The 22,226-nt window shown below is 42.2% G+C and carries 28 protein-coding genes; 12 read left to right on the forward strand and 16 right to left on the reverse strand.

Going from position 1 to position 22,226, the window contains the following annotated elements:
* The first annotated feature begins 46 nt into the window (after positions 1-46).
* Positions 47-202, forward strand: coding sequence for a hypothetical protein (locus QWZ01_RS01995; RefSeq protein ID WP_290321540.1), 156 nt, complete (start codon positions 47-49; stop codon positions 200-202).
* Positions 203-633: 431 nt separating this feature from the next.
* On the opposite strand, the gene QWZ01_RS02000 is transcribed toward QWZ01_RS01995, so the two are convergent.
* The gene (locus tag QWZ01_RS02000) at positions 634-966 is read right to left on the reverse strand and encodes a hypothetical protein (protein WP_290321541.1); all 333 of its coding nucleotides are present in this window, start codon (positions 964-966) and stop codon (positions 634-636) included.
* A gap of 226 nt (positions 967-1,192) precedes the next feature.
* Here QWZ01_RS02000 and QWZ01_RS02005 point away from each other — a divergent pair, with 226 nt between their 5' ends.
* The gene (locus tag QWZ01_RS02005; protein WP_290321542.1) at positions 1,193-1,837 is read left to right on the forward strand and encodes an HAD family hydrolase; all 645 of its coding nucleotides are present in this window, start codon (positions 1,193-1,195) and stop codon (positions 1,835-1,837) included.
* Between the two features lie 7 nt (positions 1,838-1,844).
* Here the strand turns inward: QWZ01_RS02005 and accC are convergent, their stop codons facing one another.
* From accC to QWZ01_RS02030, 5 genes are all read right to left on the reverse strand, one after another.
* Entirely contained in the window at positions 1,845-3,326 is a 1,482-nt protein-coding gene (gene accC / locus QWZ01_RS02010; RefSeq protein ID WP_290321543.1) for an acetyl-CoA carboxylase biotin carboxylase subunit, read from the reverse strand.
* A gap of 78 nt (positions 3,327-3,404) precedes the next feature.
* A complete protein-coding gene (locus QWZ01_RS02015) occupies positions 3,405-3,629 on the reverse strand; it encodes a hypothetical protein (RefSeq protein WP_290321544.1) in 225 nt (74 codons plus the stop codon).
* 207 nt (positions 3,630-3,836) lie between these two features.
* The gene (locus QWZ01_RS02020; RefSeq protein WP_290321545.1) at positions 3,837-4,349 is read right to left on the reverse strand and encodes a GNAT family N-acetyltransferase; all 513 of its coding nucleotides are present in this window, start codon (positions 4,347-4,349) and stop codon (positions 3,837-3,839) included.
* Between the two features lie 63 nt (positions 4,350-4,412).
* Positions 4,413-4,907, reverse strand: coding sequence for a c-type cytochrome (locus QWZ01_RS02025; RefSeq protein ID WP_290321546.1), 495 nt, complete (start codon positions 4,905-4,907; stop codon positions 4,413-4,415).
* A 96-nt stretch (positions 4,908-5,003) separates the two neighbouring features.
* Entirely contained in the window at positions 5,004-5,858 is an 855-nt protein-coding gene (locus QWZ01_RS02030) for an SDR family oxidoreductase (protein WP_290321547.1), read from the reverse strand.
* Positions 5,859-6,032: 174 nt separating this feature from the next.
* On the opposite strand from QWZ01_RS02030, the gene QWZ01_RS02035 reads away from it, so the two are divergent.
* Together QWZ01_RS02035 and QWZ01_RS02040 are read left to right on the forward strand one after the other, a co-directional pair.
* A complete protein-coding gene (locus QWZ01_RS02035; RefSeq protein WP_290321548.1) occupies positions 6,033-6,389 on the forward strand; it encodes a BlaI/MecI/CopY family transcriptional regulator in 357 nt (118 codons plus the stop codon).
* A gap of 11 nt (positions 6,390-6,400) precedes the next feature.
* The gene (locus QWZ01_RS02040) at positions 6,401-7,993 is read left to right on the forward strand and encodes a M56 family metallopeptidase (RefSeq protein ID WP_290321549.1); all 1,593 of its coding nucleotides are present in this window, start codon (positions 6,401-6,403) and stop codon (positions 7,991-7,993) included.
* A gap of 5 nt (positions 7,994-7,998) precedes the next feature.
* Here QWZ01_RS02040 and QWZ01_RS02045 read toward each other — a convergent pair whose 3' ends face one another.
* Together QWZ01_RS02045 and QWZ01_RS02050 are read right to left on the reverse strand one after the other, a co-directional pair.
* Entirely contained in the window at positions 7,999-9,084 is a 1,086-nt protein-coding gene (locus QWZ01_RS02045) for a DNA topoisomerase IB (RefSeq protein ID WP_290321550.1), read from the reverse strand.
* A 97-nt stretch (positions 9,085-9,181) separates the two neighbouring features.
* Positions 9,182-9,715 (reverse strand): hypothetical protein, encoded by a 534-nt coding sequence (locus QWZ01_RS02050; RefSeq protein WP_290321551.1) that lies wholly within the window; start codon positions 9,713-9,715, stop codon positions 9,182-9,184.
* Positions 9,716-9,940: 225 nt separating this feature from the next.
* Here QWZ01_RS02050 and QWZ01_RS02055 point away from each other — a divergent pair, with 225 nt between their 5' ends.
* Positions 9,941-10,459: a YceI family protein gene (locus QWZ01_RS02055; protein ID WP_290321552.1), complete on the forward strand. Its 519-nt coding sequence runs from the start codon at positions 9,941-9,943 to the stop codon at positions 10,457-10,459.
* 93 nt (positions 10,460-10,552) lie between these two features.
* On the opposite strand, the gene QWZ01_RS02060 is transcribed toward QWZ01_RS02055, so the two are convergent.
* Positions 10,553-11,572 (reverse strand): threonine aldolase family protein, encoded by a 1,020-nt coding sequence (locus QWZ01_RS02060; RefSeq protein WP_290321553.1) that lies wholly within the window; start codon positions 11,570-11,572, stop codon positions 10,553-10,555.
* A 185-nt stretch (positions 11,573-11,757) separates the two neighbouring features.
* Between QWZ01_RS02060 and QWZ01_RS02065 the strand changes: the two genes are divergently transcribed.
* Positions 11,758-12,432, forward strand: a complete 675-nt coding sequence (locus QWZ01_RS02065; protein WP_290321554.1) for a hypothetical protein — start codon at positions 11,758-11,760, stop codon at positions 12,430-12,432.
* Between the two features lie 56 nt (positions 12,433-12,488).
* On the opposite strand, the gene QWZ01_RS02070 is transcribed toward QWZ01_RS02065, so the two are convergent.
* Both QWZ01_RS02070 and pdxH read right to left on the reverse strand, forming a co-directional pair.
* On the reverse strand, positions 12,489-12,986 hold the full coding sequence (locus QWZ01_RS02070) for an NADH-quinone oxidoreductase subunit C (RefSeq protein WP_290321555.1): 498 nt from the start codon (positions 12,984-12,986) through the stop codon (positions 12,489-12,491).
* A complete protein-coding gene (gene pdxH, locus QWZ01_RS02075) occupies positions 12,983-13,630 on the reverse strand; it encodes a pyridoxamine 5'-phosphate oxidase (RefSeq protein ID WP_290321556.1) in 648 nt (215 codons plus the stop codon). The genes QWZ01_RS02070 and pdxH overlap by 4 nt, the downstream gene beginning before the upstream one ends.
* A gap of 107 nt (positions 13,631-13,737) precedes the next feature.
* On the opposite strand from pdxH, the gene QWZ01_RS02080 reads away from it, so the two are divergent.
* Positions 13,738-14,298, forward strand: a complete 561-nt coding sequence (locus tag QWZ01_RS02080; protein ID WP_290321557.1) for a YqgE/AlgH family protein — start codon at positions 13,738-13,740, stop codon at positions 14,296-14,298.
* A 101-nt stretch (positions 14,299-14,399) separates the two neighbouring features.
* On the opposite strand, the gene purE is transcribed toward QWZ01_RS02080, so the two are convergent.
* The 4 genes from purE to QWZ01_RS02100 all read right to left on the reverse strand — a co-directional run bounded on the left by purE (position 14,400) and on the right by QWZ01_RS02100 (position 16,959).
* Positions 14,400-14,897, reverse strand: coding sequence for a 5-(carboxyamino)imidazole ribonucleotide mutase (gene purE, locus QWZ01_RS02085; protein ID WP_290321558.1), 498 nt, complete (start codon positions 14,895-14,897; stop codon positions 14,400-14,402).
* 47 nt (positions 14,898-14,944) lie between these two features.
* Positions 14,945-15,295 (reverse strand): four helix bundle protein, encoded by a 351-nt coding sequence (locus QWZ01_RS02090; RefSeq protein ID WP_290321559.1) that lies wholly within the window; start codon positions 15,293-15,295, stop codon positions 14,945-14,947.
* A gap of 77 nt (positions 15,296-15,372) precedes the next feature.
* Positions 15,373-16,512, reverse strand: a complete 1,140-nt coding sequence (locus QWZ01_RS02095) for a 5-(carboxyamino)imidazole ribonucleotide synthase (protein ID WP_290321560.1) — start codon at positions 16,510-16,512, stop codon at positions 15,373-15,375.
* A 63-nt stretch (positions 16,513-16,575) separates the two neighbouring features.
* Positions 16,576-16,959 (reverse strand): hypothetical protein, encoded by a 384-nt coding sequence (locus tag QWZ01_RS02100; protein ID WP_290321562.1) that lies wholly within the window; start codon positions 16,957-16,959, stop codon positions 16,576-16,578.
* Between the two features lie 181 nt (positions 16,960-17,140).
* On the opposite strand from QWZ01_RS02100, the gene QWZ01_RS02105 reads away from it, so the two are divergent.
* From QWZ01_RS02105 to QWZ01_RS02120, 4 genes are all read left to right on the forward strand, one after another.
* Positions 17,141-18,595, forward strand: a complete 1,455-nt coding sequence (locus QWZ01_RS02105) for an NADP-dependent isocitrate dehydrogenase (protein WP_290321563.1) — start codon at positions 17,141-17,143, stop codon at positions 18,593-18,595.
* 139 nt (positions 18,596-18,734) lie between these two features.
* Complete coding sequence (locus QWZ01_RS02110; protein WP_290321564.1) at positions 18,735-19,397, forward strand: hypothetical protein; 663 nt, start codon at positions 18,735-18,737, stop codon at positions 19,395-19,397.
* Positions 19,398-19,937 (forward strand): hypothetical protein, encoded by a 540-nt coding sequence (locus QWZ01_RS02115; protein WP_290321565.1) that lies wholly within the window; start codon positions 19,398-19,400, stop codon positions 19,935-19,937. It abuts the gene before it with no gap.
* Positions 19,938-20,155: 218 nt separating this feature from the next.
* Positions 20,156-20,749 (forward strand): fasciclin domain-containing protein, encoded by a 594-nt coding sequence (locus tag QWZ01_RS02120; protein WP_290321566.1) that lies wholly within the window; start codon positions 20,156-20,158, stop codon positions 20,747-20,749.
* A gap of 103 nt (positions 20,750-20,852) precedes the next feature.
* On the opposite strand, the gene QWZ01_RS02125 is transcribed toward QWZ01_RS02120, so the two are convergent.
* Positions 20,853-21,344, reverse strand: a complete 492-nt coding sequence (locus tag QWZ01_RS02125) for a hypothetical protein (protein WP_290321567.1) — start codon at positions 21,342-21,344, stop codon at positions 20,853-20,855.
* Positions 21,345-21,460: 116 nt separating this feature from the next.
* Between QWZ01_RS02125 and QWZ01_RS02130 the strand changes: the two genes are divergently transcribed.
* Positions 21,461-22,072, forward strand: coding sequence for a hypothetical protein (locus QWZ01_RS02130; RefSeq protein WP_290321568.1), 612 nt, complete (start codon positions 21,461-21,463; stop codon positions 22,070-22,072).
* Positions 22,073-22,226: the final 154 nt, after the last annotated feature.

Here is a 22,226-nt window from a genome sequence, read left to right on the forward strand (position 1 = left end):
TCATAATTATACAAAGTTTAAGTTCAACACATTAATATTTCGACCTATGAAAACCAGATTAATCACCATAAAAAAAGATCTGTATAATGTATTTGTAATGGGCAATGCTGAAGACAGGCAACTGGCCCGGATATACATTTTATTAGCAGTACCACTATTTGCCCTTTTATTCTCCTTCGGGCATTTTCCAGTCTACCGCTAATCATATGAGCAACGGGGACTTTTAGAGGGTAATAGCCTATGAAAAGGCAAAATCATAGAAATTGCATGGCATACAAAAGAATCACCCGGTCTACGCTTCGCTGGACCACCCCCTCTTCGCCTGCGGCGAAAAGAGGGTAGGGAAAAGGAAATTGTCATTGCGAGGAGGCACGACGAAGCAATCGCGAACTATGCAGGTTTTATCTGTACAGTTCGCGATTGCCAAGCTTCGCTCGCAATGACAAAATTGTTCTCACACTCTTTGCGGCGAAGCCGAAGAGAGGGTCGACAAGCGTAGCGATGTCGGGGTGAGTCTATAGATACGTATTCCCCCTTAAGCTTCCGGAGTTTTTACACATACTCCATAAACAACAAAACAGCCGTCACATTGCTGTAACGACTGTTTGCCAACTGATCCCTAACTAATTTAAACTAAACAAAAATTCTTATTAAAAAACTGCCTGCTGTAGCACAGCTGCCTGATTCCCATATATAATTTCTCAACCCGTCAATGATAGTGCATTGCCTGTCTGTCCACCTTTTTGTTTTCAAAAGTCTTTTATAACTAACAGTGGTTATAACGTAAGGGTTATTTTGTTTCGCGGCCTTTGCCGAGCTGTCTATCCTGCTATTGCTACCATGTTTTATCTCTGCAGGGGCATGGTTTAAGGTTCTTACTTCGCTGTCTGAATTAAATATATTGGCACAGGCAATCAATATGAGCGATGCAAAAACAAAGATTAAAAAGTGATAAAAAAGTTTCATGATGAAGGGGCTTTTAAATATCTAAAATGTTACTTATCAAATATTAATTCAAAGGTATGCCCTGCCTCAGCAAAATTTATGGGGGATAACACTGATTTACATGCGTAGTTTTACGTGTTTTAATAATTGCCATTCCCTATATTAATATCGGCCGATACACCTCAGAATTATCTTATGCGCTTACCAAACCTTCTATGAGCTATTTTTTGTTACTTTTGCCCGCGCTATGGAAACTTCACTACACAATAAATTCGACAGTATAATATTTGATCTTGATGGCACCCTTTGGGACAGTACCGCCAACGTGGCCCTGGCCTGGCAGGCAGCTATTGCGCAGGTTGATTATATTGATGAGGAAATGACCGTAGACCGCGTTAGATCAATTACCGGCATGACTTATGATGCCATTTTTGATAAACTATTCCCTAACCTTAACCCACAGCAACGCAAAGAGGTGCAAACCCTTTGCGGTATAAGCGAACTGGAAATACTGCACACCAAGGGCGGTGAGTTATACCCTCAGTTAGAAGAAACTTTAAAACAGCTTGCCTTAAAGTATAAGCTTTATATAGTGAGTAACTGCCAAAGCGGCTATATTGAATTGTTTCTTGATCTGAACAACATGCATACCCATTTCCTGGCACATCAGTGTTTTGGCACCAAGGGCAACCCCAAAGCCGATAACATAAAGGATATTGTTAACGACCATCAGCTTAAGGCCCCGGTGTACGTTGGCGATACCATGGGCGATTATAGCGCAGCCACACAAGCAGGTGTGCCTTTCATTTTTGCCAGCTATGGCTTTGGTACCGTACCCAATGGCATGGTGGCCACCATCAACAGCTTCAGCGAACTGACCGAAATATTATAGTCACACTTTAAAGTCTGCTGCGGTTTTTAACCCAGTTACTTGTTTCTGTGATTTCTGTTGCAGCGGTTACCACCTTTGTTTGGCTCAGTAACTTCTCCATGATAATGGCGGCAATTTTTGCTTCATGCTCATCATCAGTGTTTAGTACATCGGGAGTGAAATATTTTTTAACAAAGTGAGTATCAAAATTACCAGAGGTAAAAGCTTCATGCTGCATCACAAATTTGCCAAAACCCAGCGTGGTTACTATACCGGTTATCTGGTATTCATCTATAGCCCTTATCATGCGTTCAATAGCTTCTGTACGGTTTTTACCATAGGTGATTAGCTTGGCTATCATCGGGTCATAATAGATCGGGATCTCCATACCTTGCTCAAAGCCATCATCAACCCTTACACCTGCCCCTTTGGGAGTAATATAGGTTTGCAGCGTGCCAATATCAGGCAAAAAATTATTGGCAGGGTCTTCGGCATATACCCTAAGTTCAATAGCATGGCCACGTATTTGCAAGTCTTCCTGCTTAAAGCTGATGGCCTCTCCTCGTGCAATGCAAATTTGCTCTTTTACCAAATCAATGCCTGTTATCAGCTCAGTAACCGGGTGTTCAACCTGCAGGCGGGTATTCATCTCCAGGAAATAAAAATTCAGGTCATCATCCATAATAAACTCTACCGTGCCAGCGCCGGTATAATTTACGGAGCGAGCAACATCAACGGCACATTTACCCATCTGCTCCCTGATCCGCGGGGTAAGCACCTTTGAGGGAGCCTCTTCAATCACCTTCTGGTGGCGGCGCTGTACCGAGCAATCACGCTCAAACAAATGAACTATATTGCCATGAGTATCGCCTAAAACCTGTATCTCAATATGCCGTGGCGATGATACGTATCGCTCTATAAAAACAGCCCCATCGCCAAAAGCCGAAACAGCTTCAGATACAGCCAGCTGCATTTGTTCTTCAAAGTCGGCTTCGCCTTCAACAATGCGCATACCCTTACCGCCGCCGCCTGCGGCGGCTTTGATCAATATGGGGAAACCAACTTCAACTGCCCGCCTTTTGGCATCGGCAACATCGGTAATGGCCTCTTCGGTACCGGGAACCATCGGGATATTATATTTTAAGGCGGCAGCTTTGGCCGATAGCTTGTTACCCATTACCTCCATAGCCTCGGGCGATGGACCAATAAGCACAAGGCCAGCCTCGCGCACCCGCCTTGCAAAGGCCGCGTTCTCGCTCAAAAAGCCATAACCGGGATGGATAGCCGTAGCGCCTGTTTTAAGACAGGCATCAATAATTTTTTCGCCATCAAGATATGATTGTGCCGACGGGGCCGCGCCTATGTGTACCGCCTCATCGGCATAGCGTACATGCAGGGCATTACGATCAGCATCTGAATATACGGCAACGGTTTTTATACCCATTTCACGGGCAGAACGCATAACTCTCAGGGCTATTTCTCCGCGGTTGGCAATCAGTATCTTTTGCATTTAACAAATGTAACAGATTTGCATATTGCCCGGCTGTAATTTTTGCAGGCCGCAAAGTTTAATTGCGGCCACAATGGCTTACGCTTCCTGCCGTTTGCTCCAGCGATATGTTTTACGATGGCAACGATAACAGATGTACCTTTTAAGCGGTAAAAAAAACAAATACGTTCTTACAAATGAACCCCGATGTATGCGGTTCAAACTGGCTTTACGGCAATGCTTGCAAAGTGGAGCCTCATGAGTGTTTGTTTCCATTTGTTTTGCTTGCGATACGATAGACTTGTCTGCAATGTCAGTGGTCATGGTTAAAATAATTAAGGGGATCTTGAATAACAATGATCTAATAAAACTGCAACTAATACCTAATAGTTAAATTTACTCATTTATTAAGTAATAAATTATTTTTTTACATTATCCTCCCTAAAGTATAGGAAAACCATGAAGTTTTGATGATTTTTAAGAGAAGTAACGGTTAGGATGAAACTAACATGCAAAAAATACAATTGGGAGTTAATCGCGCTCATCAAGCAGTAATTCCATAAAAAGCAGATCGAGCCAGCGGTTAAACTTAAAACCCACCTCTTTAAAATGAGCCACCTGCCTGAATCCGAGCGACTGGTGTAAATGATAGCTCACCTGGTTTTCGCTATCAATACCGGCTATCATGGCATGGATACCGTTTTGCTGCGCCAAATTGATAAGCGGCCTAAGCAAAAGCTTGCTGATGCCCTGCCCCCTGAACAAAGGATCGATATATACAGAATGTTCAATGGTAAAGCGGTAACATGGCCATGCCCTGAAATGCCCGTACGAACAAAAGCCTGCAACTTTGCCGGCTGCTTCGGCCACCAATACCGGGAAACCATTGCTTAGCCTTTCCTGGTACCAGGCCTGGCGCATTTCAATGGTGTGGGGCTCCTCGCTGTAAACAGCGGTAGTATTCAGAATGGCATCGTTATAGATGTTAAGTATAGGTAAAAGATCGTTGTCACTCGCGTTCCGGATATTTACTACACTGGCCATAACTGTTATAAATTAAAAACACCCCTGATTTTTGATCAGGGGTGTATATTTTGTGTTAAAATATTAGTTACTTTTTTCGGGAGCGGCGCCGGCTGGTGCAGGTGCCGGGGCTGGTGCCGGACCAGGTCCTGGGCCATGGCCTTCGGGTACCACAACTTCTGGGTGGGCCGTACCGCGGTGGCAGGTATTACAATTAACGCCTGATTGCATGATCATACCTAATGAATCTTTTTTGGCACCAAAATATTTCTGGTTCAATTTATTCATCATTTTGTACATATCACGGGCCATTTCTTTTTCAGGTTTCGATTCATTTGCCCAATCCATCTTTTTGGTTTCCTCATTACGCACATGGCAAAAGTTACAATGTACACCTAATGAATGCTCCCACTCTTCCATTATCTTATGAAGATTATCGCCGGAGATATTTTTAGGAAGCACCTTCAGGTTTTTGAATCCTTCATCCTGAGGCTTTTTAGGGGTCATGGATGTCATGGCACCAAGTACTACAACCGATAATAAACCGAGGGTAGCTATAAATTTTTTATTCAAAGGCATTATTGTCATATTTAAGTCATCTAAAATAACCAATAACTTTCAATGTTACAACTTTTAACCTTTATACTGAAGGTAATTTTTCAGATACAAGAAAGCCTAAACCTTGGGCCAAACCAGGTAGCGTGAAAGTAGCTTTTCGCTGATAGCCCAAAGTTTATTCCTCGATTCAGAATCAGTTGCTACGGCCGATGTATTTGTTTTCTTTTTCTTTTTAAAGTAGGCGCCATTATATTGATCAAGCCTTGGGGCAGTAGCCAAAAATATGGTTGTTTCGGCACCCTGTTCAGGAGTGATCATGAACGGACGCGCCAGCCGCATCAGTACTTTTCCTAAACCCTGCAGTGTACCCCCAAATGCTGTATTTACCAAACCCGGATGGAGCGCAAAAGCAAGAATACCTTTATGAGCGTATTTCTCGGCCAGCGACTGGGTAAAATAAATATTGAATAGTTTATTCATGCCATAGGCCTTAAAAGAGTTGTATGCTTGCGTCCATTGCAGATCATCAAACTGGGGTTTGCCAATTTTATGCGCCTCCGAACTTACGTTAATGATACGAGCCTGCCCTTTTTCGAGCAAAGGCATCAGGTGCTGGGTTAATAAAAAATGGCCAAGGTGATTGGTAGCCAAAGTCATCTCGAACCCATTTTTACTTAATTGCCGGCTTTCAAAAATACCACCTGCGTTATTAATGAGTGTATTAATGGCAAATAATTTTTGAGATAATTCATCAGCCGCCTCACGAACACTTTGCAGGTCGGCCAGATCGCAGTATATGATATATACTTCTTTGTTGCCCGTTTTATCGGCTATCAGTTGTTTCAGCCTTTCACCTTTCAGAATATTACGTACCAATAAATATAATGCATGGCCCTGCTTTGCCAAAGCAATAGCTGTTTCCTGCCCTATGCCAGATGTTGCTCCTGTTATGATGGTTGTTTTTAAAGCCATGCCTGTATATCCTTTTATGGAGGTGTAAGATAACCTGTTTTAGCCGATACAGTGGTAATATCCATGAGAAATTAACTTCTGTATTACAAACCTTTTAGCAGCAACTATACATTATTAAAAATAAATTTGTTTTATTACGAAACTTTCGTAGTTTTACGAAACAATCGTAAATACATGGAGAAATTATCAAAACAGGAGGAAGAAGCCATGCAGGCGGTATGGCAATGCGGTTCGGGATTTATTAAAGATTTTTTAGATCAGCTGCAGGAACCTAAGCCACCCTATACCACCCTTGCATCAACCATTAAAAACCTGGAGCGTAAAGGATTTTTAAACAGCGAAAAAATGGGCAACTCCTGGCGTTACAGTCCGGCTATACAGGAGGAAGAGTATAAAAAACGCTTTATGAATGGTTTTGTGAGCGATTATTTCCAGAACTCCTACAAAGACCTGGTTACGTTTTTTGCCAACGAAAAAAAAATAAGCGCCACCGACCTGCAAGAGATCATTAAACTGATTGAAAAACAATAAACTTTAAAACCATGCCAGTACTGTTTGTTTTTTTGCTTAAAGTAAATATTGCCCTGCTGTTGTTTTGCACGGGTTACTACCTGGTATTACGTCACCTTACCTTTTACACCCTTAACCGGGTTTATTTACTTGCCGCCATTCTTTTCGCCTCTGTTTATCCTGAAATAAACCTGTTACCTTTTTTACAGGATCATGAAGAGCTGGCCAAACCTATGCAACAGGTAGCTATTAACTGGCAGGCGCAAAACTTAGCCGATTCGCTCAACCATCATGATTACTGGCGCTGGGCCGAGGTAGTTTTCTGGATGGGTGTATATGTATTGGCCATACGGCTGGCAGTACAGTTATTTTCCCTGTACCAGTTATATAAAAATTCAAAGCCCGATGTTATCAATAATCACCCGGTTAGGGTAACCGATAAGGATATGGCCCCATTCTCTTTCTGGCAAAGTATTTTTGTTAATCCCGCCAAACATGAACCAGCTGATCTTAAAGCCATATTACTGCATGAGCAGGTACACGTGAACGAATGGCATACTGCCGATATTTTATTAGCCGAACTAAGTAGCATTTTCTACTGGTTTAACCCCGGCATCTGGCTCATTAAAAAGGCCATCAAAGAAAACGTTGAATTTATAACCGACCGCAAAATACTGAGTAAAGGTGTAGATAGTAAAGCTTATCAATACAGCCTGCTATCAGTAGGTTTTAATTACACCGGGCATAGCATAGTTAACCACTTCAATTTATCAACCATCAAAAAACGAATTGTCATGATGAACACCAAAAGATCATCCAGAATAAACCTTACCCGCTATGCCTTCATGGTACCGGTATTAATTGCCCTGCTGCTGGTATTTAGCATATCAAAAGCCGATTTTGCCAAACCCATCCGCACAAAACTGATCTACACGGCTCCGGCCTTGGCAAAGATCATGAGCGTGAACGAAGGGGAGAAATTTTCTACCAAACCAATTGTTGCCAAAGCAAAAATGACTAATAAAAAAGTGGCCGCGGCTTTACCGCAGGTACAAAAAGCAGATACCGTTAAAAAAACGCCTGACAATAAAGATCATGAATATAAAATCACTACCGACGATTCGGTAAGAGTGGTCATTGTAGAACCTAAGGTAGCAGTTAGCAGTAAAGTAGCCATTAATCCGAAAGTTGCAACCACTGTAATTACCAAAGCTACCACAAGCAGTACCGCAATTGCCCAGGTAAACGTTCAGCCCAATGTTAATGTAAACCATGCCATCTACAGGATAAAGGTTGACCCTAAAGTTGTGGTTGATACCGCTAAAGGCAAAGTCACCCGTGTCAGCACCTCAAAAATTGTTATGGTAACCAGCGATGGTACCAACTCAAAAACTATTGGCGTAAATAAAAATAAGGGTGTGGATATAATTACATCAAACGGTGCCAAACCTTTAATTTTAGTGGATGACAAAGAAACCTCAGAAGCTGACATGAAAAAAATTGATCCGGCTACCATAGAAAGTATGAACGTTATTAAAACCAATGACGATAGTATGGTAAAAAAATACGGGGAAAAGGCTAAAGACGGCGTAATCCTAATCACCACCAAAAAATCAAAGAATTAACCTGATTAACTGGCTACGGCCAGTTTTTCTGTTTCAAGCAGGCTTAGTAAAGCTTTCTCGGCCAGGTTCAGTTCAGCAGCCTCAATATCACGGGTTTCATCAAGCTTGCTGATGTATTTAAATATGGTGCCCTCCTCATAACTTTTAATTACCGATGGATGCACATAATACTTTTTACAAACCGAGCGGGTATTACCCAGGTTAATAGCAACCTCATCAAGCACGCTTACAATTTTTTTACGGCATTCGGTTACATTGGTAAATTCACCGGCTTCTTTAAAGGCATAAAGGGCACTTACACTGCCGCTCCAGGTACGGAAATCTTTGGCCGTAAAATCTTCGCCGGTTATATTTTTCAGGTAATCATTAATATCGCCCGAGCCTACGCTGCAATGTTCGCCTGTTTCGTTATAGTACTGAAAAAGTTCCTTACCGGGTATATCTCGGCATTGTTTTACCAGCCTTGCAAGCTTTTTGCTTTGCAGGGCTATTTTATGCTGCACCCCTTTTTTACCCTTAAATGCAAACTGCAGTTTGGAACCCTCAATTTTGATATGCCTGTTTTGCAGCGTGGTTAAGCCAAATGAACCATACAGTTTTTTGTATGATTCGTTCCCGATACGGATACCGGTAAGCTCCATGAGCCTTACAACCAGGGCCACCACCTTTTCATGATCAAGATTGCGGCGTGCAAGGTCTTTATCAACCTGCTCGCGTATGGCGGGCAAATGGGCGGCAAAAGTTTGCAAGCGATGATATTTGGATTGATTACGGATCTGGTTCCAGCCCGCGTGATAGCGGTATTGTTTACGTCCGGCGGCATCAATACCTGTAAATTGCAGATGGCCGTTTTCGTAGGGAGAGATCCACACATTAGTGTAGGCCGGCGGAATAACCAGTTTTTTGAACCGTGTAATGAGTTCTTTATCTTTCACAGGCTTACCATCGGCATCATAAAAGCTCCAGCCTGTGCCGCTCTTTTTACGGGTGTACCCCGGAGATGTGTCTGACACGTATCTTAACCCTACGGCCTTCGCGGTAACTTTAGGGTCGCGGCCAATTTTTTCGAGCTTTTGAAGTAAGCGGTTCATGCTTAAACAACAAGACGAACCGCATTAAGTTTTAGGTGCCCGCATCTGTTATTATTATTGTTATGAAGAACAGAGCAGGCACCAATATTTTCAGGTATTATAAACCAAAGCCATAACCTATACGCAGGCCTAACAATCCAAAATGATCAACTGAGTTTGAGAAGTTTTCATAGCGAAAACTGAAATCCCAATGCTTGTTAGCATAACCAACACCTGGCGACAGGTCAAGCCTGTGCGGGCCCCAGCCTTGCTCCAGTTTTTCCCACGCAACACCAACCTCGCCGGCAACATATATATTAGGCAAAAAGAATTCTTTTAAACCAACCTTTACGGGTATCTCTCCAAAACTCTGGTACCTTACATCTTGTCCGGGTATTTTGATCGGGAAAAAGTGGTAGCCGCCGGTAGCCAATGTAGCTGCCAGGTTATCTGTAATACCGTAATGCAGGCGTACCGTTCCGCCTAATGTAAAGTGCGAACCAAGGCGTGCGTTACCTAAAGGATTTCCGGTTTCGATACCTAAACCTAAGCTGAAAGTATTTGCAGGAGTTGTTTGTGCTTTTACCTCTGTTGTAAAAAATAAGGCGGCGGCCATAAACGCTACAGCCCCAATTTTTAATAGTTTTTTCATCTGTTGTGATTTTTGTGACAATATTTATAATAGATAATACTGCCATAATTATTAATTGGTTGCCTGCCTTAACTTTTATTTTGCCGGGCATTTAATAAATAATTATCAAGAGGATATAAAACACAATATTTATATCAGGAGGCAACCCACAACACAAACCCACCGTATTTTTTACAGAGCTTGCAACGGAAGCATAAACTATTATTCATGAAAACAATAAATCTTATGAAAAAAATAATCTATCCGGCACTGATAGCATTAGTTATTGGTGTTACAGCTTTTGCCGCCGCCATTGAGTGGAAGGTAAAAGATCCTTATGAAGTAAAATTTGCCAACGGGAAAATCCACGGCGAGTTTCAGGGCCTAAAAGCCAATATACAATTTGATAAAGCACACCCGGAAGAATCAAAGATCTCGGCCACTATTGATGCCACTACACTAAGTACAGGTTTTTTCATTAAAACCAGCCACTCCAAAGATGCTATTGATGTGGATCATTATCCCAATATCACCTTTACCTCAACGGCAGTAAGTAAAACCGGCAGCGGTTATGATGCCAATGGTAAACTAACCCTAAAAGGTGTTACCAAACCCATAACCATACATTTCACATTTGATGATAAAGGCAACGAAGGCCTTTTTAAAGGCACGTTTAAAGTGATAACCAAAGATTTTGGCATTACCAAACACGGAGCTCCAGACTTTCTGGATATCTCCCTGAATGTTCCGGTAAGCAAAGGATAGTTTGATTAGTGAGTTTTGAATTTAGGGAAAGGCCCCTTAGTTGTTGCAGCTAAGGGCCTTTGTTTTTTATAATAGCTTATTTTACCCGAATGATTAAAAATCATTCTTCAGCACCTTTACCAGGTACTCTATCTGCTCGGCGTGTACATCCAGATGCGTTACAAAGCGGATGCGGTGCTTATCGGTATCGCCGGCTTTAATGCCGTGTTCGGCTAATTTGGCAAGCACTTCTTTTGCCGGTTTTACGGTATCAAATAAAACTATATTGGTTTCAACAGGTATTACATTGCTCACCCAGCTTAGTTTGCTTAACTCCTCACCCAATATACGCGCATGACTGTGATCAATCTTCAGGCGTTCTACATGATGATCCAGGGCATAAATACCGGCCGCGGCTAAAAATCCTGCCTGGCGCATACCTCCACCTAAAACCTTCCGGATCCGGCGGGCGTATTTGATGGTTTCTTTATCGGCCAGTAAAACAGAGCCTACAGGAGCACCCAAACCTTTTGACAGGCAAACAGATATCCCTTTAAAATACCGGCCATAATCGGCAGCTTTATCGCCTGTATGGGTCAACGCGTTGAATATACGTGCACCATCCAGGTGTAGTGTTAAGCCCTTGGCTTCGCATAGTTCGGCAATGGGTTTAATATCGGCCAGTGTATAGCAGCTGCCGCCACCCTTATTAACCGTGTTTTCAAGCACAACCAGGCTGGTACGGGGGAAATGGATATTTTCGGCATTAATTTCAGGTTCAATCATTTCGGCAGTGATGATGCCCCTGTAACCATTCAGCAAACGGGTTGATACGCCCGAGTTAAAGGCAATGCCTCCACCCTCATAACGGTACACGTGCGCGGTTTGATCGGCAATGAGCTCATCAAGCGGCTGGGTAAAACATTTGATGGCTATCTGGTTGGTCATGGTACCCGATGGGCAAAACAATCCGTCTTCCATACCAAAAATGGCTGCGGCCTTTTGTTCAAGCGCGTTAACGGTTTCGTCCTCACCAAAAACATCATCCCCTACTTTGGCGCTCCACATGGCCTCCAGCATACCCGGAGTTGGTTTGGTAACGGTATCGCTCCGTAAATCAACAGTTAATTGCATGATAATTTATATTGCTATTTAGATGCTCCAAATCTAAATGCTTACACGTTCAGTTTTACTATAATTATGTATTTTATGTGTTACTACCTTGTGCTGGTTTAAGTATGGCATTTGGTTTGGCTGCGTAAAGCATCCGTTACATATTAAATGTGCAAAAATTACGTTCTTTGTGTTTTAAACATGTTATGCGCTCAATTGTAATCCTACTATTCTTTTTACTGGGCTATACCGCTGTACAGGCCCAAAAATGGCAACCGGGTAACTTTACTGATGTTAAGGGTAACCGCGAAACCGGCCTCATCAGGATAAATCCATCGGGCAAAGCCCCCATAAAAGACGAGGGCTTTATTGAGTTTAGAGAAGATGAGAAAGCCAACCCTTACAAATTAAGCGCCAGCGACCTACGCTCATTTGTAGCCGGCAAGGATAGCTTTGTAGTGGCCCACGCCCCTCAGAACGCATCATGGGGTAAGGAAGAAACAGATTTTGTAAAGGTAATACTTGACGAACCTACCAAGCTTTATTTGGCTCAGGGTGGCAAAGGAAGCGGCGGCAGTGGCTTTGGTATTTCGCCGGGAGTTGGATTGGGTTATGGCACCGGCGGATATGGCGGCGGTGTAGGCGGCGGAATTGGTATATCGCTCGGAGGTGGCCATGGCGGCCGCGGAGGCAAATCAATTTACTATTATGGCTCCAACACGGCTGATATGAAACAGCTAACCGACGAAAACTTTGAAGACATCATGACAGATATTATGGGCGATGAACCCGATGTGGTAGAAAAAATACACGCCCACCAGTTCACCCTAAAGAATATAGACAAGCTGATAGCTTATTTTAAGAGCCCCCCGGCCCCCTAAAGAGAGAATAAGCAAATCAAAAGTTCCCCCTTTAGGGGGTTAGGGGGCTTCGCCTCCTAATCTATCTTGATCCCTTTATAATACTCGGCAGCTTTATAATCTTTACGGAGTGGGAAACCTTCCCAATCATCGGGTAATAATATGCGGCGCAGATCGGGGTGACCCTCAAAAAATATCCCGAAAAGGTCATAAGCTTCGCGTTCATGCCAATCGGCAGTGCGGTAAACGGTTACTATACTTTTAAATTCAGGCAGTTCGGCACTCTCGCGGTCGTGGGGTTTGCTTACTTTTAGGGTAAGCTGTGTTTTGTAAGGTATTGAAGCCAGGTGATAAACTACCCCATAACGATTATCATCGTCATTATAATGCACCCCGCTCAGGCTCGATAGAAAATCGAAATACGTTTTGGGGTTATTGCGCAATTCAAGACATACCGCGGCAATATCATCGGGATTTATAAGCAAGGCGGGTTGCAGCCCGCCTGTTTCTTCGCCCGCAATTACGGTTTCACCAAATTTTTCGGTGAGCAATAATTTAATATCGTTAAACATCATGGTGCTAAACGTACTTTTTTCCAGTTTTTCTTGTCAACCTTTTTATACAGGATACGGTCGTGCAGGCGGCTTGAACGGCCTTGCCAAAACTCAACCAGCTGCGGATTCAGGATATAACCTCCCCAAAAAGATGGTTTAGGTACTTCCTTACCTTCGTATTCAGCTTCAAGTTCGGCCCACTTTTTCTCAAAACCATCACGATTTTCAATTTCCTGGCTCTGCGGAGAAACTACCGCAGCTATCTGGCTGCCCTTTGGGCGCGAGTGAAAATACCTTTCAGAATCTTCCTTGCTCAGTTTTTCGATGGTGCCTTCAATACGCACTTGTCTTTGCAATTCGCCCCAGAAAAACATTATAGCCCCCTGCGGGTTCTTGGTAATTTCCTTACCCTTGCGGCTTAAGTAGTTAGTATAAAATATAAAACCATGCTGATTAAAGCCTTTTAACAGCACAATACGGGCCGATGGCTTACCATTTGCAGTGGCTGTAGCAAGCGTCATGGCATTGGGTTCATGCAATTTTGCCGCCAAAGCTTCGTTAAACCATTGATCGAACTGATTTATAGGATCACCTTTGGTATCATTTTCAGATAATGTAGCGGCAGTATAATCCTGCCTTAAATTTTGTAATTCCTGCTGATTCATTTACTGCAAACTTACAAATTAATTATACCGTACATATTGTATATAATTCAATTTAAAAATTGAACATATTTTTATTATGCTTGTTGTGTTAAATAAATACTAACCTTATGCTAAGTCCAATATCGGCTGCCGTGGGGCATTTATTAATTTCGGAACCCTTTATGATGGATCCGAACTTTAAAAGATCGGTGATCATTTTAACAGAATATTCTGCCGATGGAGCTATGGGTTTTATCCTGAATCACCAGAGCAAATACATGCTTGGCGATGTTTTACCTGATGTATCGTACTCAGAAATGCCGGTTTATGATGGCGGGCCGGTAGCCAAAAATACACTTCATTTCATACACTGCTGCCCCGAAAAAATTGACGGCGGTATTGAAATAGCAAACGGCGTGTTTTGGGGCGGTGATTTTGAACAGGTTAAAGAACTGGTATCAAGCTACAATTTAACCGAAAAAGACATTAAGTTTTTTGCCGGATATTCTGGCTGGACATCACAACAGCTCGACGAAGAAATTACGCAGGACAGCTGGATAGTTGCCGATAATTTTAAACCGGCCAACCTGTTCACCAACGAACAGAACCTTTGGAAAGAGGTTGTAATAGGCATGGGCCAGCGCTACGCCCACATTGCCAACTTCCCGGAAAACCCGGCGCTGAATTAGGTTTTGAATGAAGACGTTTTACGTTGGACGTAGTACGTTATACGTTTGAAAGAGAAAATTCTAAAAACGTAATACGTATAACGTAACACGTAAAACCTATACTACCCTTCCATTTCTTTGGCAGAATCTTCTACCTTCTTTTTAAGATCATCTTTAAAGTTGATGAGGTTTTGAACCAGGTATTCATCGGCGGTTGACAGGATCTGGGCAGCCAGGATACCGGCGTTTTTCGCTGCATTTAATGCTACGGTGGCAACCGGAATGCCGTTAGGCATCTGCAGTATAGACAGGATTGAATCCCAGCCATCAATAGAATTGCTTGATTTTACAGGAACGCCAATTACCGGCAAGTGTGTTAACGAAGCCACCATGCCCGGTAAATGCGCGGCACCACCTGCTCCAGCAATAATTACCTTAATACCACGATCTGCAGCGGCACGGGCATAGCTGAACATACGATCGGGCGTGCGATGTGCCGATACCACAGTTATTTCATACTCTACACCTAATTCTTTTAAAACATCGGCGGCATCCTGCATCACATTCAGGTCTGACTTGCTGCCCATAATGATGGCTACTTTTGGTTCTTTATTGTTCATAGTTGATGGTTCATGGTTGATAGTTCATGGTTCATAGTAAAAATTTGTCAAATAGAATTTCTGAGCGACGTAATCATTTTTACCAGCACCTCATAATCAATATATAATGTCTTAAAACTTTCTTCTAAAATATATCCTCTTCTCTTAGCAATAAACAGACAGCTTACTACTTCTATGGCTGATCTAAGGGAGTATCCTAAAAATACTTTAAAAACAGCTTTGCTTTGTCCCGTAGATCCTTCGGCAATATTCAAAACTACGGAATCAGCGGCTCTTTTAATCTGAGATGTTAGTACATATATTTCTTCCTTGGGAAATGCTTTGCAAAGCTGATTGATTTGATCGTCCAAATCCATAGCTTTTTGCCAAACTTGTAAATCTTCAAATCTGAATGCCATTGTTAAAATTTGTATTTATTGAGAAGCGTTGTAGTGATTTTTTGCTATGAACCATCAACCATGATCCATGAACTAAATCAACTAACTACCTTCAGCGTTTTTTGTACAAATCGTGCTTTTTCAATGGCTTTTTCACGATCAACGTCAACAATAGTAACGTGGCCCATTTTACGAAACGGCTTGGTAAGCGCTTTACCGTATAGGTGAATATACACCCCCGGAACATTCAATATTTTCTCAATACCTTGATAAATGGCCGGGCCTTCGTATCCGGCTTCGCCCAAAACGTTTACCATAATAGCATTGTTCAGGCAAGCGGTATCACCCAGTGGCTGGTTAAATATAGCCCTCAGATGCTGTTCAAACTGCGATACCACGTTACCCTCAATAGTTTGGTGACCACTATTGTGCGGACGCGGGGCCAGCTCGTTAACCAGTATTTTGCCATGTTTATCTAAAAACATCTCCACTGCCAGCAGGCCTACAATCTTGAGGCTCTCGGCAATTTTTTTGGCTATCTGTTCGGCTTGTTGCTGTATTTCAAACGATAGTGTTGATGGTGATATTAAAAACTCTACCAAATTGGCTTCGGGATTAAATTCCATCTCCACCAGTGGGAATGTGCTGATGTCGCCTTTTTCATTGCGGGCCACAATAACGGCTATCTCCTTCTCAAAATCTATCCATTTCTCAATAAGGCTGGGCTCTTTAAACGCACCCGGCAGATAGGTTTCGTCGGCAACCTTATAAACTCCTTTACCATCATAGCCATCTTTACGCAGCTTTTGAATATAAGGAAATGGGATAAAACTCTGTTGCAGCTGCTGTTGTGATGAAATGATCTGAAAATCGGCAGTGGGAATATCGTTTTCTTTAAAAAATTGCTTCTGAAGCCCCTTATCCTGTATCAGACGGATAATGCGCGATTGAGGGAATACCTGTACCCCTTCTTTCTCTAATTGCTCCAGGGCATCAACATTTACCTTCTCTATTTCAATGGTGAGGAGGTCTACATTTTTCCCAAAGTTGTATACGGTTTCATAATCGCCCAGTGAGCCTACTGTAAACTCATCGCATAGTTTGCGGCATGGGGCTTCCCGGTCGGGGTCTAAAACCTTAACAGTAACATTATAATTTATAGCCTGTTGTATGAGCATACGGCCTAATTGACCGCCACCCAAAATACCTAATTTTAAATCTCCGTAAAATGCTTTCATGTTAATGTTGCAAGTTTACCTGAAATCTTTCAAAAAGCCATAAAATGCTTAAACATCAATAAATCAAGCGCGCTTTTTTACCCACAGATAGTAAAAAACGGCATGCACCACCAGGAAAATGCCCCCGGTTAACAAATAAACAACTTTTGATTGGGGCGGCAGGTTAAGCAACAAAGAAGTAATTAAAAAAACGATAGATCCAGAAAAATAAAGGATTAGCCTAACCGGCAAATTATTCCAGTAAACCTGGTTAACCAAAAATAACGATGGCAGCGACATCACAAACACGATAATGTTTAGCAAAACTATACCCTCAATAACCTTCGGTAACGCTTTATCGTAATCAGCCCCTTTTTGCGTAATTGAATAATAAATACAATTTGCCGCAATTGATATGATAGCCGCAAATAAAAAGGTTTTAAAGAGTTGCCGTGCGAATGCCTTCATGATAAGTTATTAATGTAAAATATGCCCCCGAAGGGCATGAACCTTGAAGGTACAAATAAACAGATGAAAGGCCAAAAAGCCCTAATCTTAATGTCACAAATTGGTTGCCATGGTTAGCCAATCCTCCTAAAGAGGCTTAAACGACTATATTTACACCGTTTTTTACTAAATATATTTTTCTATGAAAACCAAAATAGCAGTTGCAAGCGGTGATGGTATCGGCCCCGAAATAATGCAGGCCGTACTTAAAGTTTTTGAGGCTAATGATGTACAGCTTGAATATGAGTTTGTAGAAATGGGCAAATCGTACTTTGACGCGGGCCACTCCACCGGGATGACCGCTAAGGCAAAGGATACTATTGAAACCTTAGGCATCCTGTTTAAGGGCCCTATGGAAACCCCGAAAGGCAAAGGCGTAAAAAGTATCAACGTAACCGCGCGCAAAGTTTGGAACACTTATGCCAACCAGCGCGACTTCCGTACATTAAACGGTGTTGATACCGTTTTTTCAAAAGCGGGCATCCCTATTAACCTCACTATCATACGTGAAAATATTGAAGATACCTACGGCGGCATTGAGCATTTGCTTACCTATGATGTTGCCGTTGGCCGGAGGATCATAACCCGCCCTGGTTCGGCTCAGGTTATCCGTTACGCCTTTGAAATGGCAAAGCGCAAGGGCTTAAAAAAATTAGCCTGCGGCCATAAGGCCAATATCATGAAACTTACCGACGGCATGTTCCTGGAAACCTTCCAGGCAATTGCCAAAGAATACCCCGAGATTGAGGCATCAGACATTATTGTTGACGATTTGTGTATGAAACTGGTAACCCGACCTGAAACATTTGAGGCCATTGTTTTAACCAATCTGCAGGGCGATATCGTATCTGACCTTTGCGCAGGCTTGGTTGGCGGTTTAGGTTTTGCACCGTCGGCCAACATTGGCGATAACATATCCATATTTGAGGCCGTACACGGCACAGCTCCTGATATTGCTGGCAAGGGCATCGCTAACCCTACCGCATTGCTGCTTTCAGGTATCTCCATGCTGCGTTTCCTGGGATTTTCAAAAAACGCCGCTGATATTGAAAACGCATTATTATATACGTTAGAGCAGGGCGTTCATACCGGCGATTTTGGCGATAAAACCACCCCATCATCTAATACCAATGCCTTTACTGATGCTATTATAGCCAACCTGGGCAAGGTTCCGGCAAATGGTGGTGTGTTCTCTAATCCCGATTTTGAGACTAAGGCCAACCAGGCTCAACCGTTACAAAACAAACTGACCGTTACCCGCAACATTAAAGAAGAAATGATCGGGGTTGATGTTTTTGTGGAGGCAAAAATTCAGCCCAATGAACTGGCCGATCTCGCCAAAAAAGTACTTACCGATAATTTTGATCTGGTAATGATCTCCAATCGTGGTACCCAGGTTTGGCCTACAGGATCTATTTACACCGAGCTGGTTAACGAGTACCGTGTGCGTTTTGAAAAGAAAGCCGGTGAAGAAATTACCCAGAAAGAGCTGTTGCACATTGCTGCTAACTTCTCCGAACAGGTAAAGGTTTGTTCTGTGGAGTTCCTGATGAATTTTGACGGTAAAATTGGCTATACCCTGGCGCAGGGTCAATAAGCCTGATTCCATAATATATTGGAGCGCCTGTGTTAAAACACAGGCGTTTTTTTTGTGCTATTGGCAACACTATCCTGTTTGATAAAAACCTCATTTTTATTAATTTAGACTGATATTATCAACCCCTAATCCCCTACTTATGAAATTGTTATGTTTTATAAAAACAGCGGGTTTAATTGCAGTCTTTATTTTAAGCCGGTACTACAATGGCTACGCGCAGCAACATGCCGACTCAGCCTCAGCAGTTCAGCAAACTGCCCCCGGTAACGATTCTACACTGCTTTCTTTTGTGCATATCAGTTACAGGCCAAAATGGGCCAAACCGCAATCGTTCAGGTTATCGTTCAGCAATAATGAGATACAATGGCAATCTAACGAGTTAAAACCTATTACCCTTGATTCCTTAGGCTTTTTGGTTAAAGTAAATGTGCCCATAAAGCTTTACCATTTAAACCCTATGTATAGCTGTACCGCTACCATTAACCCCACAAAAAAAATTAGCTACGGAGGGGTTAATATCCATGGCATACAACTCGAACTAAGATCAAACCCTCAAAAGGCCGAAGTTTACCTCATACCACGCCGTATATGGCTCAACCAGATACAAAATAGTAACTGGCAAAAGAATAATGCACTGATAGAAACCTTTTTGGTTGATAGTGATAAAACCGACACCACCGTAAATATCGACGAAACCGTGTATACTGTTATTTTTAAGTTGAACGATAAATTCCTGGTACGTACACACTATACCAAACCGCAGCAGGTTGAGCCCCGGCAAAAAGTAAGCGTAGATTTTTAAATGAAAAAGTTAAAAGCATCATTAAAGGCAGCTTCCGGTGTATTCGCCATTATACCAGGGTTGGCGGTATTGGCCACCAACATTGGTGTACCGCCCAACTGTTCAAAGGTGATGTTTTTTGCTACGATCGAATCATTCGGAATTTTTGCATTGCTGCTTTTAAGGCTAAATCAGGATACTTTTAAATCATTTAGTATAAAAGCAATTAATGCGATTGCTTTAGGTGCTATGGCTGTGTTCGCGCTCAGTTTATTTGGTTACCTGTACTTATATAACGAATACGTGGTTGACGTTAATGGATCAAGCCCCTTGTTTTTCCCGGTATGGCCCCGCGGCGAATTACAGCATGGCCTGGCCACTATTGGCAGCAAGGCAGCCTTGATAAAAGAATGGGGTCGCGATGATGTATTCCAGGTCATCAATTCATCATCATCGCTCATGCTCACCTATACTACGCTGCTCTTTTTGTTTGTTTACCAGCTCGTATTTGTGAGCCTTACCTTCGCCTTTGGCATCCTTGCGCTGAGGGTTGATGAGTAGCATTTTCTGCCGGTTTACCTCTCTTTCAGCAAGGTTTTTACCTGCTCTGCTTTAGGTGTTTAGCCGCCTTTTTCAATTAATTAAAAACTATTTAATGTAATTATAGGTTATAACTCTACATTAAATAACAAGTACAATTATTTTAAAAGGAAATTTTATCGAAAAAACTGATACTCATTACATGCTATTAAGAACTAAAATTAAAAAGAAAGATGAACATGAAAAGATCAGTTTTAATTGCCATTGCATCCCTGACTATTGGATTTTTATCAAATAATGCAATTGCCCAAACACAACAACAAGACACTACCAAGCGCGATACAGCTAATAAAACAGCTCCTGCCGGCACTGCCGCACCATCTGCCTCTTCGGGCGATGTTGTAGGTGTGCTTGCAAGCACTACAGAGTACGCACCACTGGCACTGGCCATCAAAAATGCCGACCTGGAAACTACCCTGAAGGGTGCCGGACCATTTACCATATTTGCACCTAATGATGTGGCCTTTAGCAAAATACCAAAACCAACTATGGATGAGTTGACTAAAGACCACGCCAAGCTGGCCAAAGTACTTAAGTATCACGTTGTAGCCGGTAAATACACCAAAGCCGATATTATTAAGGCGCTGGGTGCCGGTAAAGGTAAAGCGGTATTGAAAACTATTGATGGCGAAACATTAACCCTATCGGTTAATGACAAAAGCAATCTGCAAATCACCGATGCTAAAGGAAACGCGGCACTGGTAATTGCGTTTGACCTTGCCGCCAGCAACGGTGTTATACACGGCTTAAATGGGGTGTTGATGCCTCAATAATTAATTGTATGTTTGTTTAATTTTAAATCCTTAAAGGGCCCAGGTAGCAAGTACCGGGCTCTTTTTTTATATCCCGATTTTATCCCCACTGGCTTTTTTATCCTTAACGGAACGGTATATTAAACTTACCTTCTTTTAAATGCCTGTTGGCAATAAGAGCTATAGGAAGCCCCAGGCATATAAATAAAATGGCTATCCCCATTAAAATAACCTGCGCCTTAATAACCGGAAACGCTTTTTGAGTGATGGGAATAACTACCAGGTTCATGATAAGCCATGCCGTGGTACCATACAGCAACGCTATCAGGTACACGTTTTTCAATATCCTTTTAAAAAATGGATAAAGTAAATAAAAGGCATTGGTAAACAAAATTGCGATCAGGTAATGGAACACTACCCCGGCTATAACCATTTCGGCACCACCCTTAAATGCAGCCTTACCAAATACGGCACTGGCTATAAACTTAAAAATAATAGCCGGATGTATCTTATAATTGAGTATCATGGCAGCAAGACCATCAAGGGTGCCGGTTAATAAACCAATCCAAAGAATGTGCAGGATAATGTTATTTTTATATGGTGCGTTTTTGGGCATAAGGCAGAGTTAAAGGCTATAAAGTTATAGTTTTTATAAAAAGTGTATTTTGTAATGTTCAATTAATTTTTTGCTTATAAATAAATTATTGTTACAGATGCTTATTTTTATACCGGATGAATAACGATACCTGCCTTATTGAAATCCCTGCACTGTTAAACAATAAGATAAGCAAGATACTGACGTTTAAAACCGAAGGCTTAATTATTGAAAAACCGTCTGGCTTTGTCGCGCCCGATTATATCGCAGCCGAAAACATCACCGGTTTCAGGTATGGTGTCACCTGGATCAATGGCTATGCCTTTACAATCGGTCGCCAGTATTTTATTGATATTCAAACCGAGCAGCAAAAAACAATCCGTGTAAGGCTGGGTAGTTATTACGGCATCCGCAAACGATTATATGGTTCCTTATGGTCAGAAATTATACACCAGCTTTGGCGCAATTACTTTGTTAACCTGTATAATTACTATTACGATCTTTACAACATTCACCAAACATTTGAGCTTTGCGGCATCAAATTCCATTTTGGGGGCATAGGCTGGGACTCAAACAACATTCTGCCCTGGAACGTGATCAGTATCAGCAATTACTACAACTACTTCATGATATACAACTGCAACAACAAAAAGCAAAACAAAAGCAAAACCTTTGCTAAAGACTGGAACGCGGTTGTACTACAAGCCCTGCTCCGCAAAATTGTTGAAGAACGGAAAGTACTGCAATAAGCCTCTCAAATTTTCAAAGCAAATTTTTCCTACAACAGCGTAAGGCTGTCATGGTGAGCTCCGTCGAACCATGGCGGGCGGACATCCGCGCACGATCCTTCGACAAGCCCAGGATGACAGGCCTCACCTTGGCATAAATATGAAGCTGGGCCAA

It is taken from the genome of Mucilaginibacter aquaedulcis, from assembly GCF_030409325.1.
Taxonomy (GTDB): domain Bacteria; phylum Bacteroidota; class Bacteroidia; order Sphingobacteriales; family Sphingobacteriaceae; genus Mucilaginibacter; species Mucilaginibacter aquaedulcis.